We start from the raw sequence: 20983 nt of genomic DNA, 5'->3' as shown, positions 1-20983 counted from the left end.
GTTTACAAAAATATCTATCTACTCTTACATAAGGGTAAATATTATAAAATCAATGTGGCTTACGAAGATGTAAAGCCCAATTAGGGATAGCGACTAACAAGCCTCCTAAAATATTCCCGATAGTAACAGGAATTAAATTATTTACAATAAAATGCTCAACGGTTAATGCCTTAAATGAATCCGGAGATATTCCAACAGTAGTCCAAAACTCAGGTGATGCAAAATTATTAATTACAATTCCCATAGGAATCATAAACATATTTGCAATACTATGTTCAAAACCACTTGCAACAAACATTGCTACAGGTAATACCATAATTAGCATTTTATCAAGTAGACTGCGACCAGCATAACTCATCCAAGCAGCTAAGCAAACCATTAAATTAGCTAATAAACCAAGAAATACAGCTTCGATGAAAGTATGATGTAATTTATGATCTGCGGTTTGTAATACATTCAATCCCCACAAACCATTGGCTACCATATATTGCCCAGAAAACCAAATAATTCCTACAAATAGTATAGCACCGATAAAGTTACCAATATAGACCAAAATCCAATTACGGAACATTTTTATCCAACTAATTTTATGTGTCATTTTAGGTAAAATGGTTAAAATAGTTGAAGTAAAAAGATCTGTTCCACAACATACAACAAGCATCAAACCTAACGAGAAGCAGATACCGCCAACTAATTTAGCCAAGCCAAAAGCAACGGTTGAAGTCCCTGTTGTAGCAGTAATATAGAAAACGAATGCGATAGAGATAAAAACACCAGCAAGGATAGCTGATACTATAGTACTAGTAGGGTTTTTATTTACTTTATAGTTGCCAAGTTCCTCGGCGATTTGGGTCATTTGCGCGGGAGAAAACGAGTCCACAAGCTTATCATTACTCAAGTTGACATCCTCAAAAAAACTATGCTTTTATGAGGCGCATAGTATACTACTAATTTAAGTCAGATCATCAATTTTTTAGTTAAAAAAAAACATTTTTTTTAACCAATTGTTTTTTTAGTTACTTTTCAATGTTTTTTTTCTGCACTTAAATAGTTAATATTTAGAGATAAACAATTATAAATCAATGTAATTATCAGTTAGAAATAAAAAATTCCGCCCTTTTCCTAATAAATCAGAAAAGGACGGAAATTAAGGTGGTTTAAAATTTGGATCTTACGATCCAAATTCATTTGTTATTGACTCTTTTCCTCTGAAACTGTGAAGTCAACTTTACTTGGTAAGCCTGGTGATACTCTCACTACTTTAGGATTACGCCCAATTACTTCATAGCCTTTCGGTAGTGATCTTGTATCTAATTTAAGAACAAAATTCGCACCTCGTTCCCAACGTCCACCAGATACACCGACTATGTGATAACGACCACTAGCATCAGTTGTAATAATTTCACCACGTACAGTAACTAGTTTTACACCACCTAAGCCTTCTTCACCTTCGTCCTGAACACCATTACCATTTTTATCAACATACACTTTTCCGAAGATTAGTGCATCATCAAATAATGGATCAGCAGTAACAGTTACTGTTGCCTGAGAAGTATTAGATACAACTTTTCCATTTATTGAATTAACTGCTACAGCTGTATTAGTGTATTCACCTTGAGTGACACCAGCACCAACAACAAGCATATAGGTAAAGGTTAATTCACCTTTTGGTTTTAATTGAATAAGTTGTGAATTTACTGTTCTTCCTCCAGTAGGATCTTCAACTTTTTTACCATTAAGGCGAGTGGAGCCTTTAACAAATTTAAAGCCTGCTGGTAAAACGTCTTTGATCTTAATAGTTGAAACGCGTGAACTATTATTCGTTATTTTAATAGAGTAAGGAACAATATCACCAACCGTTACCTTATCTTTTAATGCAATTTTAGCAATAGTTATATCAGCATCTGAACTACGATAACCTAATAAAATTCCATATGCTAAATTACTTGTTCCATCATTTACCATAACTGGTACAGTATGTTCACCACCTACACCATTAAAGTTTATTGTAGCCGGTGGGTTAGAGAGATTAATTAAATCATGCTCTACTAAATTACCACTAGCATCTCTATACTTATCAAATGATGGTATTAGATCATATAAAGGATTACCTCGACCTACACTAACAGTTCCATCATTATAATCGCCATAAAGAACACGGATAAAGTAACGTGCGCTTGTACTACGAGTAGTATCACTGATTAGATTACGGAAATTAAATTTACCATTGTCATTGCTGGTCGAAACAATTGGACGACCATTTCTATCCATTATATGGTTTTTATTACCATCTAATAAGTAAACTTTAACTCCAGATAAACCTTTATAACCAGATACTCCAGTTAAACCAGCACCTTGATTATCATCTAGAACTTTACCTTCGATAATACCACCATTGATATAACCAAAGTTTTGATCAGATAACTTACCTGTAATATTTATGACGGCAATATTCGCAGTTTGCGGTAATTTTAATTCACCACTTGCATTATGATGGGCATCATCAGGGTCAAAGCTAGCTTTTAGTGTTGATGGTACGCCAGCAATTTCAATACTCCATTTGCCCGGAATAAGATTAGCAACATCATAATCTATATCACCAGCAGCTAAATTACGTGTGAAGTTAATTGACGGATTATTCACATTTTTAAAGGTAATTGTTATTGGAGCATTAATAGCTGTATCTATTGAAGGATTATATTCTCCATCATCATTATTATCCAAGAACACTTTACCTTTAATGCCACTAATACCACTCCAAGCAAATGTAACGTTTTTAGCTTGATCTGTTGCACTAGCAAACTGATAGGTTTCTTCCATCAAGTTATCTGTTTTATTGATTGTTGCGGCAATATTACTATCAGTAAGCATGAAGCTACTAATGTAACTATTACTTCCCATACTAACTTTAACTTTATAACTAATACCAGAAGCTAAATTGTCAAATTGATATTTACCAAGCTCATCAATATTTGTTCCAGTAGTAGTTGCGGCTTTCTTATCAATTAAATTATCGTCTACAAATAACTCAACTTGATAATTTGGAATTAGAGAATCAATACCGATATCCCGAGATGAAATAGCATTACCATCTTGAGTATCAACATCAATTACAACTTGACCGCTAATACTTGCTTGTCCCTTCAATCCAAAATCAACATTCGTGACCAAATTAGAAGATGTTGCTTCAATTTTAATTCTTGTTCCATTTGTTATAGATGTTGAATTTGAACCTTGAGGCTGAATCACATAACTGTAACTATAACCTGCAACGGCTGTTGCGTTTACAGTTACATCCCATTGACCTTCAGCTATATTATTAATTTCATATTGACCATTAGGATCACTAATTGCAGTTAATACTATATTATGATCATTAACATCTCTTGCCTCAACGGTAACTCCCGCTAAAGTTGTATCGTATGTTTGATGCACACCTTTTCCAGAAACATCTTTATAAATAGTTCCTTTCAAGGTTTTTTGGCTCTTATAACCATAGTCAATCTGAGCAAGATCTTGAGTAGCAGATGTTAATGCTAATGTATCATGATTAATTGCAGACCCACCATTTATCATAGCTGGACTGAAACTGATTTGATAGCCAGCTCCAGTCAAGTTACTATCATTAACAGTCAATTCATAATCATTATATGCGGTAAGGTTTTCAAACTTATAACTACCGTCACTTCCTGTAGTTGTTGAAATAGCCGTTGTACCGTTTAAACCATTTGCTTTAAGGGTAACCTCTACACCGCTTAATGGTCTATCAATTGATGCTGCATGATAATTTAAACCGACATTATCATTTACATCCACGTCAACAACAACTTTACCTGATATTTTTGCACTACCTTTCAAACCGAAATTAATATTTTTTCCTACCGTATCATTTGACGCGATTATTATTTTCAATTCGCCAGGGTTAACTTCGCTAATAGTTGCTTTACCTACGGCAGCATCAAAATAACTATAATTCCAACCTGACGGTGAATTTGAAATTTTAATTATCCAAGTACCAGCAATCAGATTGTTTAGTGAATAACTACCATCTGCAAGAGAAACTGCATTAATAGTTAAATTATTACTTTGATTAACTGCGGTAATTCCAACACCTGCTAGCGGAGGATAGTTAGTATTATGCTGACCATTACCCATAATGTCTTGATAGATATGTCCACTTATACCTAAATTAGATTTATAACCAAAGTCATTCCTATCTGATTGCGCAGCATCGCCTGAAATAGAAATTGTCGCAATATCCGAAGCAGTATTTGCTGATGCTTGACCAGAAGGACTAAAGCTAATGACATAACCATTTAATTTATTAGATGGGTCAGTCACTCTAATTCGGTAGCTACCATTAGCTAAATTATCAAAAGTAAATTCACCATCACTATTCGATACCGCTTCCTTATAAATAACGGTATCACTATTTGGGTCTATCAATTTTATGGTTAAACCATCGACACCAGTATCGAATGATGACAATTGCTCATCCGCATCATTATCAAACACGACTTTACCAGTAATCTTAGCTTGGCCTTTCATACCTAAATCAAGTTTGATCTCATTGCCAGTATTTGAATCTACTTCATAAGTGATACTATTATTATTGACAGCAGTTGGGGTTACCACTTTTTCAACAAAATAACTATAGGTTAAATCAGTTCGTGTCGGATGAGAGACAGATACTGTCCATTTACCTTCAGTAATATTATTGAAGGTAAATTCACCGTTACTTCCTACAGTTTTAGTATGAGTTACATGCTTATTGTTACTCAATTCGCCTTCAACTTTAACTACCGCCCCATCTAGTTTTGGATTGAATGTTTTTTCAGACTCATTCCCACCGATATCTAAATAAACATTCCCTGATAATTTACGATCAAACTGATACCCAAACACTCTTGTATTTGGATTTGCTTCAAAACTTGTATCATTTGGTCCATTTACATTAAAAGTTGCTGTCTCAGATACAGGTGATGGATTTCCAGGACTAAAGACTAATTTATAATTAGAATCACTCACATTACTACTTATTTCATAATTATAAGCGCTCAATCCTGTTATTTCGAAAAGACCAGTTGATGCATCAACAGTAAATTCTTTTGTTTTAAATCCAGCTTTATTAGTTGCCGAAGTTAGTGTTATTTTCGGCGTTATAGGAGTAGCTAGCTGACCAAAGCTTATATCGTTAGAACTATAAACTCCATCACTATCACGATCAATAACGACATAACCGGTAATCTTACTATTACCTCGATAACCAATATCAATGTTATCAACAACATTTTGATCAGCTGTCACTTCAACTTCTAACGATAAATTATTACTTTGTTGTATTGGAACAACATTATTTCCAATAGTCGTATAATTTAGAACATAACTATTCCAATCAGTTATTGTTTGTGAAGATGCTGTTGAAATAGCCCATGTTCCTACCGGAATATTATCAAATACAAAGTTACCATTTGGATCAGTTGTTGCTTCAAATGGAGTTTGTCCACCACTGAAATTTGAACTTGATACTTTCGTTAGAACCAGTTTAACACCTGCAAAACTAGTGTCTACACCGGTTCTATCTTTGCTATCATCAACATCAATAACAACTTGACCTGATACTCGTCCAGTATATTTGAAAGCTGTACTGCTATTAAAATCATTATCAGTTAAAGGTTCAAAATTGAATGTATTAGTATTATTCGGTATATCAGTCGCTGGTACTAATACAGTCGAATTAGGCGTACTAACCTTAATTTGATAATTATAATCTTTTGGTAATTTATCAAACAAATATTGCCCATTTTTCGATGCATTACCATTCAATGCAATGTTAGCCGTTTTTGTCTTGTTAAGCGTCTTAAAAGTATCTGTATTTGGTTCTTGATAAGATAATTCAACCTCAACATTATTAGTCAGTTTTTGATCAGTTTTAATCTTATCACTATTATTATCTATCCAAACATCACCACCTAGTTGTAGTTTACCTAAAACTACATAGTGATTATCTAATGATCCCTCTTCTTTCAATGCTTTTACAGGAATAACAATATCTTGCGCTCTATTACCTGCTTTACTGAATTTAAAGTCATAGCCCGGAAGAGTGTTCATTTCAATTTTAACTGAGTAATCAACATCATTTCCATATAAAAGATCTGCAAAATGATAGTGCCCATTGGTTGTCAATTGTGTCATTAACAACTGACCTGTACCATTTAAACCATCATAAAGCTTAACTGTTACTTGGTTTGAACTATTGATTAAATGTGCATACTCATTCAATCGACTTGTATCAGTATTAGTATCATTAAAATCGACATAAATATCACCTTGGATACCATCATGGCTTGCTTTGCTATAGAAGAAGGTTTTATCCGTTACCCCTGAATTAGTAATAGCAATACCTGAAATAGTATCAATTGGTTGAGTAGTGCTCACACTATTTCGAACAACAACATAATATGCTGGTGGATGTTTCACGTTAACTTTATAATTTCCACTCGGTAAATTATAGAAATGATATTCACCATTCTCATCGCTATTTTGACGAGCCATCTCTTTACCGTTTTCATCAATCAAACTCAATAAAACATTTTTCAATGGTTTATATTCTGTAGGATCTGGATCATCAATTAATGTTTTACCAGAAATACCACTATTTATTGCTGTAGGGCTAGTAATCCCTGCTGAAGGATTAGGGTTTGTCCCTCCAGCTAACAAGAAGTATTTACTTTGTTGGTTTTGCCTTCCCGAACTAAAGCTAATTGGCGATAAAACTGTATTGGTATTTTTATCAGCATTAGAAATAACACCATACCCACTAGGAGGCACAATTTGAACAACATAAGTATCATTAAGTTGATTTTTATCTAAATCAAAACTATAAACCCCAATTTGATTAGTTTTTATCGTCTTAAATGGACTACCAGTTGCCGTAGGTCCCTTATATAAATTTATAGTAACATTTTGTACTGGCACATCACCTGTTTTATCGAAATTAATATCTGCTTCACCATTATTATTAATATCAATTAACACATAACCATAAATAGAGGAATCACCTTCTTTTTTATAAAGAAAATCTAACGCCCCATTTGGTACAGTTGGATTGCTTTGTGTAATTTTAATATTAGAAATTGTGTCAGATAAACTTTTCAATTCATAACGACTTGTATCTAATCCTTCAGCTGTGACTTTAACTTTATAGTCATCATATAACAGGTTTGTAAATTTATAATTACCATTACCATCTGTCATTGTATATGAGTAAACATTATTAGAACCATTACGATATAACTCTACTCGAACCCCTGTCATTGGCACGTCACCATTATTAGGTTCAAAAATACCATTGTTATCATAATCGTAATAAAGTTTTCCACCAATTTCAGTGGTTTCTCTTAATCTTAGTAACCAATATTGATCTGGAGTACCATTTTGCAATAGTTCTACCTGCATATACTCCAAACCATTTTGTACTTTATTCGGTAAATAGCTGCCTTTCGTTTGACCACTATTACCTACTATTTCGAATGCATTATCCAACCCTTTTAGTTTTAACATCATGTTGGAAATATATAATTTATTCATCAACCTTGCATTTGTCTTGTTATAGACAAATCTAGCGTTGTCTTTTACTCCCTTATCTATAAAATCTGGTGTATTGAATAATGATTCAAAACTTCCACTGTAATGATTTTTATAAAGACGAGGAGTAAATACCCCTTCAACAGTTATTTTGGAAGGATTATACCTTTCGAGTTCTTCTTTAGTTAACAAAATTGACTGATCATTCTTAACATTTGAACCAGTAACATCCAGATAGATATTACCTGAAACAGCTTCAGTTAACGCTTCTGGAGCTGTATTTGCTTGCATAAACCACTGTTTATCAGCTTGCATTCCATTAGCTAAAGATCCATCAGCTTGAACTTCAAACTGCAATGTACCTGGTTCAGTCGCAGGATCTTGATCGGCTATATCAATATAATCATCAGTGCTAGTCTTATGCACAATTTTATATTTACCTTTCGGTAAAGATTTTAAATCGAATGCATGATAATAATCACCAATATCTGCCCAATATTCATAATGATCGTTATCCCAATAATAGAGAGCAAAATTTCCTTTACCGACTTCAATTGTTTGCTCGCCTGCATATTGAGTGTCACCATTTATATCATTAATTGGTGCACCAGAAATAGTACCTTTACCTTGCATAAGGAAGTTTTTAGTAATAGGCGCATCAAGTGTTGTAAATTTAACTCTGTAAAATGGATATAAATTCTCACTAGCGTTTGTAACTGTTTTTATTCCATCATATTTTACCTTAATCATATAATCTGTATTAGGAGTTACATTATTAAGTTGCCCATTAAATGTGTAGTCACCTTTACCATCTGTGATTTGCTTATCAAGAAAGTTTATACCATTTTCCGTACAATCGCTTTCGTTACCATCACGGCAAAGTAGAACTGTTGCATATTTCAATGGCAAATCATTAGAGTTATAAAGTTGTCCTGTTTGGATCTTACTGTCAGCTAACCATGTATCAAGGTATACTGTACCTCGGATAACATAATCATCGACTCTCAACTTATACCAAAAATTGGTATTAGTATTAAATACTCTACCGCCATTAACTGATAATTCAATTTGTGATATGGTTTTTTTGTTATTACCTGGATCTATACTAAACCCTTTATTTTGGTCATTATTTTCAAAAACTAGATCCCCGTCTTTGATATTACTAGCCAAACCATATGTCTGTTTAGCCGTAATTCGATAATCACCATTCGGTAAATTAGTAAATTCATATTTACCATTTTCATCAGTAGAAAAGTTAGTAAATTCGACCCATTCACCGTCAACTTTCCTATCCAAAACAACTCGATTATATTTAATAGCTGTATCATTATTAGGAACATAACTACCTAAAACACCTGGATGACTATTATTTAAATAAACATAACCTGAAATAGTATTTTTCTGTTTAGGTACAAAAATAAGTCTATCGTCCCAAACTCTACCAGGGGTTAGCATCACCGTGAAATTCTGTAATGATGTAGGTTTTTCCAGAAGATTAGTATCATAACCTTCAACCGTATAATTAAATAATCCACAACGGTCAATATAATAATTCTGAAGGTCTCTTAAACCATAATACCCTGGTCTTTTATAAGTTACTTCAAGTTTATTATTTTTAGAGTCAGTTGCTTGGGTAACGCCATCTTCTTCATAAAATACTATCTTAGTATAGGTACTGGCTGAATTTGCCTCCAATCCATTGTAAGTTGTACTCCAACTCCAATGTCCTCCAGCTGTTTCTAAGTAGTTAACAACCATTAAATTACCCAAAGCTTCTTGCACTGGTGAATACCAGAAGTTTTGATATCCTTTCTTAGTATTTAAATTAGGAATAATGATTTCTTTTCCAGCAATATTATCTTTTGTATTGTTGCTTAATGTGACTTTACCTTTATGGCTACTTCTTGAATTTGGTGAAGTACTCGTTGATTTCCCATCAGTATCATTGATGAAATAGAATTTAGTCTGATCAATACCAGATTCAGTCAACAGAACTTTGTAATCTTTACCTTTAGTAAGACCTATAAATTGGTAGAATCCTGTTGTACCATTCGTTTTTGTAGTGGAAATTTTTTTCCATTCTGAACCAGTATGTTGATAAAGTGCTACTTTTGTTGACATTCCTCGGCTACCAACCGAAGTATCATAAAGATTATTATCCGATTTGCCTGAATCGGGACCGCTGCTAAGATATTGTTGTGATCCGATAACAAAAACATTACCTGATATACTAGATAGTGTTGTATCATTTGGGTCAATCTGGAATAAGAAATCAGGACCTGTTGGATTACCTATCTCATCAGGTATTTTCGCTTTCTTTCTCAGATCGCTTGGTAAATATTTAAATGGAGGTGCAGGAACATTTGATACTACAATATCATAACTTGCTACAGCTAAATCACTGAAACCATAAAAACCATCTTCTCCCGTAGTAACTGGATTTGTACCCATAACAGGGATAGTAGTATTCTCATAATAAATATCAACTCTTATTCCTTCTAATCCTGGATCGCTACCGACAGTGTAAAGTCCATCATTATCCATATCAAACGCAATGATACCATCTAGCTTATTCGGATTTCGCTTTTTGAGATTAAAAGAGCCACTTTGTTCAGCGCCTTTCATTGCAAATTTAATTTTATCATCATAGGTATTATTACCATTTGGTAAAGTAACATCCCACAATTTATACTTTAAACGCTTTAAAAAAATATCAACTTCAGCATCAAAGTAAACAGTATATTCATCATTCAATAATGTGTTTTTTATCTCAACTTCACCATTAGAATTAGTATCTAATACTATTACATTTTTTGTTGATGCATTAAGCAATTTAACGGGAAGATCATTAATCCCCTGATTATTATAATCTTTAACTTTAAGGTGAACAGTTCCACCATTACCTTTTAAAAATAGATTTTGACCCAATTCACCAGTCATACCACTGACTGAAACTGACTTGGAAACACTTTCATTATTTGTTGTTTTCACTTCAACACTATAAGAACCTAATGAAGATACATCAAATTCATAAGCTCCATCTTCATCAGTGTTTACGCTAGCAATTTTCGCACCTGTATAATCTTTTAGTTCAACAGGTAAGTTTTTTAATGGGAAGTTGACATTATTAGAGTTACCATCATAATCCAGAAAGACTTTACCTGAAATCGGTATCGCATTTGCTACCGATAGAGCCATAAACGAAATAAAAAATGAGAACAACACTAAATTAAAGTGTTTTATTATCGCTTTATAATTAAAAACTTTTATTAATGATCTTCTTTTAGATTTTGTGTTATGCTCAGTTCGCATTATCTTTTCTCCTGATATGCGTAAATTCTTTTTAACGTTTTCGACTTTTTGATCTGATTTCACTTGCATTTGTAAATGCGGTTGACCATTTTTAACTTTTTGCCAACTGTTCATTAGAAACTCCCCACGACATTTACAAACCAACCATGTGAACGGTAGTTCAGGTGCGTTAAGTTATCGTTATAATCAGTGAAGTTGTAACCTACACCCATCTTGATATTGTCACCAACATTGCGATAAACACTGGTGACTAAACCATCTTTATGGTCATCGGCTAAGCTTGTGCGTAATGTTCTTCCTTCTACCTGATATTCCCAATCGCCAAGTTTGTAATTGACTCTTAAGGCATATAAGTCTGCGCCTGATGAGTACCAATTACTTTCGCCTTTGTAACGTAAATGCCCTTGACGGTGCGCCGCTTTAAACGCCGTCTCCCAATTTGCATTCCATTCATAAACCCCTTCTAACGACCACACCCAGCTCTTCTGATCATATAAGCTTGATGTGTAACTTTTACTGCCTGATGAGGTAGAGTTTGCGATTAGCTGATCGTCAGGATCTAATCCATATACATAGGTCAGTTTTCCAAATAGATTTAGGTTATTAATAGCTTGTGGCCGATAAGCAAAACCAACCATTGATTCAGTATAATTGCTTACAACCTTATCATCGCGTTCACCTAATGTTTTAGCAAAATCAAACTGAGTAAGCCAACTTAAGTTTTCACTTACGATAGTTTTAGCACGGTTTGTTGTGACCCATTGTTTGATACGCTCACTCGCTTCATCTATACGATATTCAAGGCGATTACGCATTTGAAATTTTTCATTTTTAAAGCCATAACCTACTGCATATACATCTCGGCGAGTTTCATCATTTCCTGTCAAACTGGTACTATTTCGATTACGGTTATTTACTCGACCTATAGAGTAAGACCCTTCGACATATTGCGCTTCGGTTGGTTTATAATTGACACCATAGATATCTGAAGTAGTGTGATCGATTTTGCTGGTTTTAAATTGACGCTCAGAATATAACTCCATTTTACTTGTCGCATTGGTTTTTCCACCAAAAACAGTAGTTATTCCACGACCAGAAGTTGAATCGACATCATTTAATAATTTGGTGTATAAACTGGTTCGTTCATTAACATCCCAGCTACCTTGTACACCACCCCCTGCGCCTCGGTTAGAACCAAAAACTTCAGCACCGATATTGATGCTTTCTGTCACTTGCGAGTTATAACCTAGCGTCGTGCGGTTATCATCGGCAACATCACCTGATTTATTTAAGGTTAATTGTTGGATGATATAACCTTTATCTCGGCCATCAAAGAATGAACGTTCTAATTTTGCCGCTACTAATGTTTCTTTAGTTGAATCACTACCATAATTATGATCATTTCGTTGTTGGAGCTCTAAAGCGGTTTTATATAATTCACCTAAGGCAGTGTAGTATTGTGCGCGAGTAATTCGTTCAACGTAATTTGCTTTATCTTTTTCTTGACTATGACCAACCAATACACCTTTTTTATCTGGTTCAAAGTCATAACGCAATTCACCGCCCCATTCTTCTAAATCACTACTACGTGCTTTAGCAAAAGATGAAAAACCTTCTTGTTGCATCGAGTAATAGCCTTTGAAACTTAGTGGAACATCTTTTTCGGTAAAATCATTAAAATCGATTTTTTGTTCTATTTTCCAAGCAGCCCCACGAGTATCACCTGATAGCACAGTTTCAGTAAATGATAGACCACCATTGCTCGATACAAATATATCATTCATTTTCGCTTTGGTTTTGGCGTATTCTAATTGAGTATGTGTTCCTTGCGTTGGTCTTACAATTAAATCCACACCTTTCAATTCATAATTATCACCACTAGCCTGATCTTCACTTAGGTAAGTTCCCCCAATTCGTAGATAATCGTTTAACCAGTGATAAGCTCTTCCACCAAAAACTTTCTGACCTTCAAGATCAAATCCATCAGAGTAATATTCATATTCAGCAATAATCCAAACTGGATCACCACCAACTAAGTTTCCACCTTCGATAATGGAACTACCCGAGCCACCACTGGAGGTCATTGGTAATGGTTTAGTTAGTATTATACGACCTTGGAATTGGTTAACTTCATAATCCACACCTTCGGTTAAAGTACTGGTAGTTAATACTCGTCCAGTGTTACGATCGCGTACTTCGACCGAAAGTTTTAAACTACCTTGAGTTACACGTTGATGTTTCAAAAAGTATAAGCTACCACCAGTTGAGGCTAATTCATTATGACTACCTCGTGTTTCACCATTTGATAAAAATATGGTAGCTAATGTACGAGTATCGCCATATTTTGTCGTCTGCTCACTTTCATGGTAAAGCTTAGCACCGTATAGACTTCGGTTAAAATTTGCAAATTCATTGCCAGTAATTTGGGTATTATAATTACCCCATAACCCGTAATTTTTTCCTTTCTCTAACTTAACATAGAATTTACCTTCGGTATCAACATCACTTTCAGTGGTTGAGTCATCACCATAAATTGGATAATAAGCTTGAGGATCGATTTCTCGAACAAAACGCGTTGGGTCTTTTTCACCTAAATGACCAAATGCATTTTTTAATTTGGTTTCGGTGGTATCTAAATGAGCTGTTAAGCGATAATCTTCTTTATTGGCTTTTAAATAAAATGCAACTCGACCATCCCAACTACCTTTACCACTATAATGATGGCTATCAGCATCTTCTACTATTGATTGGCCTTCACCGCTAACATTATTTTGTGCATATGTGACATCAACAATACCAACATAAAAAATATCATTTTCTTTTTGAACAACTAATTTTTCGTTTTGTGAATGAGTTTGACCAAATTCATCTTTCCAAGTTAAATCGAACTGATATTCTCCTGGCGATAAAATCATCTCTCGCATGGCACGACCACTATTATCCACAACCAATCGTTCACCATTTAACATCACATCTTTTTTATCTTTTAGTCCCGCCATTTGAATGACAACTTTACGATCCTGCGCACCACTGACAATGCCTTGATGATCGATCCGACTTTCTCCAAAACCAGGAATAGTACTATCTGATTTTAATTTACCAAAGGTCAAGTTAGTGGCTGGTGAGGAAGAAATATTGGATTTGCTATATGAAATAAATTCACTCTCTTGTTTTATACCATGGCCTAATGTACTAAAGTTAACAGCATGAACGTTATCTTTTAAGCCGTCATGACTAGTCGTGGTTAAAATCGCTTTATAATCACTATCAATTGACAATGGTTCCCCATTGTCGGTATCACCTTGCCACAATAACGCTTCATATGGGCTAATTTCATTAAACTTCAATGTTTTTATTGGATGTTGGTTATCGACATCAGACTGGCGATAAATAGTGATTTGATATTCTGCTATTTTGCTCGGATAGTTGGTATAGACATAAAGCCCCATTGGGGTATTGAATAAACCTTGTGATGTTAATTTAAGCTTCGGATTATAGATACTTAAATTTAGTTTTTCCGCTGAATTAAATTCATCGCGAATAATATTTAATTTTGGTACGGTCTCTGTACCCGCATAAACACTATTTGAACCAAGTAAAAATGCAGCACTTATACTTAGATAAGAAATGTTACGGAAACGATTAAATTTGACCATGAACTATTATTTCCTTTCACTTAAATACATCTTGTTGTTATAAAAATAGAGCTGAAGAAATTTCAAAATTAAAGAAATGAAAATTTTCTATATATTTATTTACAAACATATAATTATTAAAAATTTATTATAAAAATTTTGATATATTCTAGATTTGACCTTGATAGCCAGCAACTTCATATTTGATAAGAGTTGTAAGCCAAAAAAATGTTATAAAACAAATTATTAAACGTCATACACAACTCTTGAAGTAAGCTTTTTTAAAGAAATGAAAGGGAAAGGTTAAAATATTAAACTTTGCATAAGAAATATAATGTTTTTTAAAAGGACCATCACAATATTACATTATTAAAAATAATGTGATAGCCCTATAAAGAATAGATACTTTTATTTATTATCTAGGATTCTACTAACTTTGATAAGGTAATTTCGTGACTCTTGAGAAACATGTGAAGTCACTAATTTCCGATAAACTTGTTGAGGTGTCATCGAGTTAATTATATTGATCGCTTCATTTCGGTCATCAGAAAAAGTACGTAATACACTTCCTGCTCCACCATTATAAGAGGTGATCATTGCATATCGTAGTGATATTGGATTATTTATACCTGCTAAATACTTAGTTTTTAGTAAAGATAAATAAGCAGTTCCCATATCAACATTATTACGAGGGTCAAGTAAAAACTGACGGCTCGGTTCACCAGGTTTACCCCGCAACTTGAAGATGTCTCGACCAGCAGTGTGTTGCTGTACTTGCATTAATCCTAATGCATCTGTACGACTTACCGCAAATGGGTTAAATGCTGATTCAACTTCCATAATAGCTAAAATCAATCGTTCATCAATAAAGTAACGATTTGACGCTTCAGTCACTAAAGGTAAGAATTTTCTTGCACGTTGATTAATATGGTTTGGAACAAGTTTGATTTCAACATAAGTGATTTTATGAGCTCCAGAAGAACGTACTTTTAAATTATTGGCAAGCAAATAATCGGCAAAGCTATTTGCCCTACCACTCCAACGAATTGGTTGTCTTTCTTGATCAAGAACCTGATTATATAAAAAAGGTTCTTGTGATAAATCCTGACTTATTTTATCTCGCCTGATAATATCAACAGGTTCAGGCATAAGTAATGTTGATACAATTGCGTCCTTCAAATTATTGATTGGTGTATCAGATAAAGTTTCAATGGTAATTATCCCAGAAACAAAATTGATATGAACTCGAGTTTGTAGATTATCTTCATATTGAACATAATCTTTAGGACCAGCAATAAGAACCTCTTTAGGTCCCCAGATTTGTTCTATATTATTAGCGTACTGACTTATTAAAATATTAAATGCATTAGTATCTTTTATATAATAGTCTTCATCAGTTTTTTTGTTATTTGAGCCAGGACAGGCTGTTAATAAACTTACTGAAATGAGTAATGTAAGAATTTTAAAATTGTTTTTCATTGTAATCTCTCAATTTTCAGGTTTATATCCATCAATAACCACGTCTTCACCTTCAAACAAAAACTTTATCATTTCGGTTTCAATTTTTTTACGATGTTCTAAATTCATCATATTAAGCTTATTTTCATTAATTAACATTGTTTGCTTCTTAAGCCATTCTTGCCATGCTATTTTAGAAATTTCATTATAAATACGCTTGCCTAGCTCTCCTGGGTAAAGCTGAAAATCTAGACCTTCGGATTCTTTTTTTAAATAATGGCAATAAATAATACGACTCATATTTATTCCTATTTTATTAACGATTAGTAATTAATCGCTAATTATACCCGAAAATAATTGCAGAAAAGAATAAAATATACAAAATATCCAACTTTTTTAAATGAATATAAATTCAATATTTATGAATAAATATTTACTTTACTATCTTTATAAATAACATAAAATAGAAAAAGACTGTTAGATAAGATAAGGATCGTATAATGCAGCCAGAAATAACACGAGAACTGTTTGACAAAGTAATCCTACCCGTTTACTCACCAGCTAAATTTATACCTATTAAAGGGAAAGGTAGTAGAGTATGGGATCAACATGGTGAAGAGTATATCGATTTTGCAGGAGGGATTGCGGTTAACGCGCTTGGTCATTGCCATCCTAGGCTAATTAATGCCTTACATCAACAAAGTGAACAATTATGGCATGTAAGTAATGTTTTTACCAATGAACCGGCTTTACACCTTGCCCAAAAAATTATTAATAATACCTTTGCTCAGCGCGTTTTCTTTGCTAACTCAGGTGCCGAAGCAAATGAAGCCGCCTTCAAATTAGCAAGATATTATGCGGCGCAAAAATATAGTCCTTATAAAACTAAAATTATCTCGTTTTATCAATCATTTCACGGTCGCACCTTTTTTACAGTATCAGTAGGGGGACAAGCTAAATATTCCGATGGTTTTGGTCCTAAACCTGCTGATATTATTCATGTCCCTTTTAATGATTTAAATGCCGTTAAGGCAGTAATGGATGATCATACGTGTGCAGTGGTGTTAGAACCGGTACAAGGAGAAGGTGGATTAAATGCAGCAACGCCAGAATTTTTGAAAGGTTTGAGAGCACTTTGCGATCAATATAACGCTTTGTTGATCTTTGATGAAGTTCAATGTGGAATGGGGAGAACTGGTACTTTATACACTTATCAGCAATATGATGTGGTTCCAGATATTTTAACTTCTGCAAAAGCACTTGGCGGAGGATTCCCTATCAGTGCAATGTTAACAACCGATGACATAGCATCGGTAATGCACCCAGGTGTTCACGGCACGACTTATGGTGGTAACCCTCTTGCTTGTGCTGTTGGTTGTGAGGCATTTGATATTATCAACACACCTGATGTACTTCAAGGCGTTCAAAAACGCCGAGCAATCTTTATTGAACAACTTGAAAATATAAATGATAAATTCAAAGTATTTCGAGAATACCGTGGTAAAGGACTACTTTTAGGTGCTGAATTACAACCAGTGTTTCATAATAAAGCACGTGACTTCTTGAATGTTGCCTCCGAATTTAAAGTAATGATCCTTAATGCAGGACCAAATGTGCTTCGTTTTACCCCTTCACTAATTATATCTGAAGACGAAATAAACGAAGGAATGAACCGACTTAGCAAAGCAGTCGAAAAAGTTGTCAATTCCTAAGTTTTTCTATACAGTAACGGCATTTTAAGTGATTAAGTGCCGTTAATGCACTTAAAGGACATTTTTTATGACCGACATTCGACCATTAAACTATGCTAAAACGCATTTTATTTTAAGTGCACCCGATATTTCACATTTACCAATTGATAGTGGCGTTGAAGTTGCCTTTGCCGGCAGATCTAATGCCGGTAAATCAAGTGCACTTAACACATTAACCAATCAAAAATCTTTAGCAAGAACCAGTAAAACACCGGGGCGAACGCAACTTATTAACCTATTTGAAGTGGAAGAAAATTGTCGTTTAGTTGATTTACCGGGCTATGGTTATGCACAAGTTCCGGAAGCGATTAAACGCAAATGGCAAAAATCATTAGGCGAATATCTGCAAAAACGAGAAAGCTTAAAAGGCTTAATTGTATTAATGGATGTTCGGCATCCGCTTAAAGATCTCGACCAACAAATGATTGAGTGGGCTGTATCAGTTGATATTCCTGTTATGCTACTGTTAACTAAAGCCGATAAACTTGCTTCAGGCGCATTAAAAAAACAGGTTAACATGGTTAAAGAAGCTATCTTACCTTTTCAAGGTGATATTACTGTTGCACCGTTTTCATCGCCAAAACGTATCGGCTTAGAGCCTTTGAAACAGAAATTAGACCAATGGTTCAGCCAGCAATAAAGGAACGTTAAAATGGATAGTTCAGCCTTTTCATTTCAATCATTATCACCCGACGTTATTTTTGCAAGTTTGGCAACCGTTGGTATTCGGGTTGATTCGGGGCTGACGGCTTTAAATAGTTATGAAAATCGTGTCTATCAATTTTCTGATGAGGATCGCATACGATATGTCGCCAAATACTATCGCCCCTATCGTTGGAATCAGGCACAAATTCTTGAAGAGCATCAATTTACTAAGCAACTATCAGAAGCTGATATTCCTGTCGCTGCGCCATTAACCTTTAATGGTCAAACTTTGCATGAATATGAAGGCTACCTATTTGCTCTGTTCCCAAGTGTAGGAGGACGGCAATATGAAAGTGATAATATCGAGCAGATGGAATCGGTAGCCACTTTGCTGGGACGTATTCATCAAATTGGTGCAAAACAACCTTTTATTTATCGCCCTACAATTGGACTGGAAGAATATCTTTATCAGCCTAAAGAAGTTTTGTTAACCTCTAATTTGATCCCAAAGAAAATCCATGACGAACTCAAGACCAGTTTAACCCACTTAATACAGATTGTTGAGCAGCATTGGCATACCGATTGGCAACCAATTCGCCTGCATGCTGATTGCCATGCCGGTAATATATTATGGCGTGATAGTGCCATGTTTGTCGATTTTGATGATGCGCGTAATGGACCAGCGATTCAAGATATTTGGATGTTACTCAATGGCGATCGAAAAGCGCAACAATTGCAACTTGATAGCATTCTTGAATGCTATCAAGAGTTTTATCATTTTGATATGAGCCAACTGAGTTTAATTGAGCCACTTAGAGCAATGAGAATGGTGCACTACCTAGCTTGGATAGTTCAGCGTTGGCAAGACAGAGCTTTTCCAATCGCATTTCCTTGGATACTCGATGCTGATTTTTGGTATCAGCAATTAGCTGAATTTAATCGGCAAAGTCAAGCCATTAAAGCACCACCGCTACAATTGATGTCAATGTTTTAAATTGAGCAGTATCAAGAATAATTTACGCCATATAACCTCTATTGCAGATCGGGACAATAGTATCATTCAATATTCTGCAATTGAGCAAATCATCGATTGATTAAGGTTAATAAATTCACTAAGTCGGGGGCGTTTGCCACTAGTTGCTCTTTTTTCTGTTTAGAAAGCTGTTTTATACGATACTCAAGTTTCAATGCGGTTGATCTGTCACCGACACTGATTTGATAAACAACGGTTAAATTATGATGCCCTTTAAGGTGTTTAGCACCTTTACCATTTTGATGCTGGCGTAAACGCCTGGCGACATCAGTTGTGATACCGGTATATAAAGAGTGTTTAGCCGTTCTGATAATATACAAAATCCAAATAGCAGAATGATTACCCATAACCAAATTTAAAACGCAGATGTAATTTAGATGGATATAATACGCTGTTTAACCAATTTAATCAGTAAAGTCCCGTTCTATTATTAGAGATGATCGGTTTGGTAGATCGACATCTTTGTCAAAGAGCCACATTAATGTCATATCATCCTGTTTATATTTGACAATGCTAATACAAGGATTTAGCCAAATTTGTATAATTCTATCAACTGATAACAATAAACTCATCTGTATTTAATCGCTAAGCTAAATTGCATAATAGAGTAAAGATTAAATTAACTTTATTGGCAATAAGTACACTGAGACATAACAAAAATACTATTGTATTAAACGTTACTTGCCCGCCTTTTTACCAATTTTATGTAAAATAAATTTCAGCTAACTAGTAATCAATATTTTTTCGCACGCATCACCTGTTAATATTGACAGTTTCATTTACTTTAAGCTTGATAGTGTTTAAGATAAACTCATTTTTTGATGTATCTTAGGACTTTAAAACTTGAATAACTTTGCAAACATTATTGAAATCGAGCGCGGCAATATGAAGTTCGCTTACGTACAAAATGATGAGATAAATTATTTGGAACTTTTTGACCAATTTTTGGCCGAAGAAGGACATCATGAGCTACTCGATCCAAGTGATAAAATTGAGAGATATACTTATCTAATTAATCACAATCAATCTAAATTTATTTTCAAAATAGATGGCGGTGTTGAGCATCGTTTAGAACGTCGACTTATTGCTAAAATCACTGGTGATTTTTATTTTAATCTGATTCGTAAGCTGGCTAAAATTTCGTTGGATAAATGCGATATCGCTTATGAACTCTATTTAGTCGCTTTTGATAAAACCACCAATCGCCACTATATGATCTTTAATTTTATAGAAGGACGTTCATTAACATGGGATGAAATGCGTGAATATGGTGAGCAAGTTAAAGCATGTATTGAAAAACTGCATAGTTATAATCTTGTTTCAAACGATGTTCACGGTGGTAACTTTATTTTAACTCCAGAGGGTAAAATCAAAGCAATCGACTTAACTAACTCCGGTTTTATTTGGTTAACTAAAGCCAATGATGCAATCGAATTGCGTGAGCGCTTTGGTATTAAAATTAATGTTCCTTTCTTGGCTATGGCAATTAAAAAATTTACTCACGGATTTAAACGGTTATCGCGTAAAATTCGAGGTAAAGAAGATTAATAAATTAAATGAGA

10 protein-coding genes are annotated in these 20983 nt (G+C 34.2%); 4 read left to right on the top strand and 6 right to left on the bottom strand.

Annotation, left to right across the window (positions count from 1 at the left end; all coding sequences use genetic code 11):
* Positions 1–49 precede the first annotated feature (49 nt).
* The 5 genes from focA to J3U23_RS00915 form a co-directional block, all read right to left on the bottom strand.
* Positions 50–898: a formate transporter FocA gene (focA, locus tag J3U23_RS00935; protein ID WP_218058385.1), complete on the bottom strand. Its 849-nt coding sequence runs from the start codon at positions 896–898 to the stop codon at positions 50–52.
* A gap of 293 nt (positions 899–1191) precedes the next feature.
* Positions 1192–11013 (bottom strand): SdrD B-like domain-containing protein, encoded by a 9822-nt coding sequence (locus J3U23_RS00930; protein ID WP_267338213.1) that lies wholly within the window; start codon positions 11011–11013, stop codon positions 1192–1194.
* Positions 11013–14555, bottom strand: coding sequence for a hypothetical protein (locus J3U23_RS00925; RefSeq protein ID WP_267336724.1), 3543 nt, complete (start codon positions 14553–14555; stop codon positions 11013–11015). Before J3U23_RS00925 ends, J3U23_RS00930 begins: the two co-directional genes overlap by 1 nt.
* A gap of 387 nt (positions 14556–14942) precedes the next feature.
* Positions 14943–16013: a membrane-bound lytic murein transglycosylase MltC gene (gene mltC / locus J3U23_RS00920; RefSeq protein WP_065562304.1), complete on the bottom strand. Its 1071-nt coding sequence runs from the start codon at positions 16011–16013 to the stop codon at positions 14943–14945.
* 9 nt (positions 16014–16022) lie between these two features.
* The gene (locus J3U23_RS00915; protein WP_065562305.1) at positions 16023–16292 is read right to left on the bottom strand and encodes an oxidative damage protection protein; all 270 of its coding nucleotides are present in this window, start codon (positions 16290–16292) and stop codon (positions 16023–16025) included.
* A 200-nt stretch (positions 16293–16492) separates the two neighbouring features.
* Between J3U23_RS00915 and J3U23_RS00910 the strand changes: the two genes are divergently transcribed.
* From J3U23_RS00910 to J3U23_RS00900, 3 genes are all read left to right on the top strand, one after another.
* Positions 16493–17704 carry an aspartate aminotransferase family protein gene (locus J3U23_RS00910; RefSeq protein WP_267338212.1) on the top strand — a complete coding sequence of 404 codons (1212 nt, stop codon included), beginning with the start codon at positions 16493–16495 and terminating at the stop codon, positions 17702–17704.
* 67 nt (positions 17705–17771) lie between these two features.
* Positions 17772–18383, top strand: coding sequence for a ribosome biogenesis GTP-binding protein YihA/YsxC (gene yihA / locus J3U23_RS00905; RefSeq protein ID WP_065562307.1), 612 nt, complete (start codon positions 17772–17774; stop codon positions 18381–18383).
* Between the two features lie 12 nt (positions 18384–18395).
* Entirely contained in the window at positions 18396–19382 is a 987-nt protein-coding gene (locus tag J3U23_RS00900; protein ID WP_267338211.1) for a serine/threonine protein kinase, read from the top strand.
* A gap of 89 nt (positions 19383–19471) precedes the next feature.
* On the opposite strand, the gene J3U23_RS00895 is transcribed toward J3U23_RS00900, so the two are convergent.
* Positions 19472–19768 (bottom strand): GIY-YIG nuclease family protein, encoded by a 297-nt coding sequence (locus J3U23_RS00895; protein WP_065562309.1) that lies wholly within the window; start codon positions 19766–19768, stop codon positions 19472–19474.
* Between the two features lie 496 nt (positions 19769–20264).
* On the opposite strand from J3U23_RS00895, the gene J3U23_RS00890 reads away from it, so the two are divergent.
* Positions 20265–20969: a lipopolysaccharide core heptose(II) kinase RfaY gene (locus tag J3U23_RS00890; RefSeq protein WP_065734822.1), complete on the top strand. Its 705-nt coding sequence runs from the start codon at positions 20265–20267 to the stop codon at positions 20967–20969.
* The last annotated feature ends 14 nt before the right edge of the window (positions 20970–20983 follow it).

The organism is Gilliamella sp. B3367 (assembly GCF_026536825.1).
GTDB classification, from domain to species: domain Bacteria; phylum Pseudomonadota; class Gammaproteobacteria; order Enterobacterales; family Orbaceae; genus Gilliamella; species Gilliamella apicola_E.
The sequence above is the reverse complement of the archived record's forward strand: the minus strand, read 5'-3'. Positions and strand labels throughout refer to the sequence as shown.

Excerpts from the sequence above, each read along its gene's own strand:
- J3U23_RS00930 (WP_267338213.1), bottom strand. The coding sequence starts at position 11,013 with ATGAACAGTTGGCAAAAAGTTAAAAATGGTCAACCGCATTTACAAATG.
- J3U23_RS00925 (WP_267336724.1), bottom strand. The coding sequence starts at position 14,555 with ATGGTCAAATTTAATCGTTTCCGTAACATTTCTTATCTAAGTATAAGT.
- mltC (WP_065562304.1), bottom strand. The coding sequence starts at position 16,013 with ATGAAAAACAATTTTAAAATTCTTACATTACTCATTTCAGTAAGTTTA.
- J3U23_RS00915 (WP_065562305.1), bottom strand. The coding sequence starts at position 16,292 with ATGAGTCGTATTATTTATTGCCATTATTTAAAAAAAGAATCCGAAGGT.
- J3U23_RS00910 (WP_267338212.1), top strand. The coding sequence starts at position 16,493 with ATGCAGCCAGAAATAACACGAGAACTGTTTGACAAAGTAATCCTACCC.
- yihA (WP_065562307.1), top strand. The coding sequence starts at position 17,772 with ATGACCGACATTCGACCATTAAACTATGCTAAAACGCATTTTATTTTA.
- J3U23_RS00900 (WP_267338211.1), top strand. The coding sequence starts at position 18,396 with ATGGATAGTTCAGCCTTTTCATTTCAATCATTATCACCCGACGTTATT.
- J3U23_RS00895 (WP_065562309.1), bottom strand. The coding sequence starts at position 19,768 with ATGGGTAATCATTCTGCTATTTGGATTTTGTATATTATCAGAACGGCT.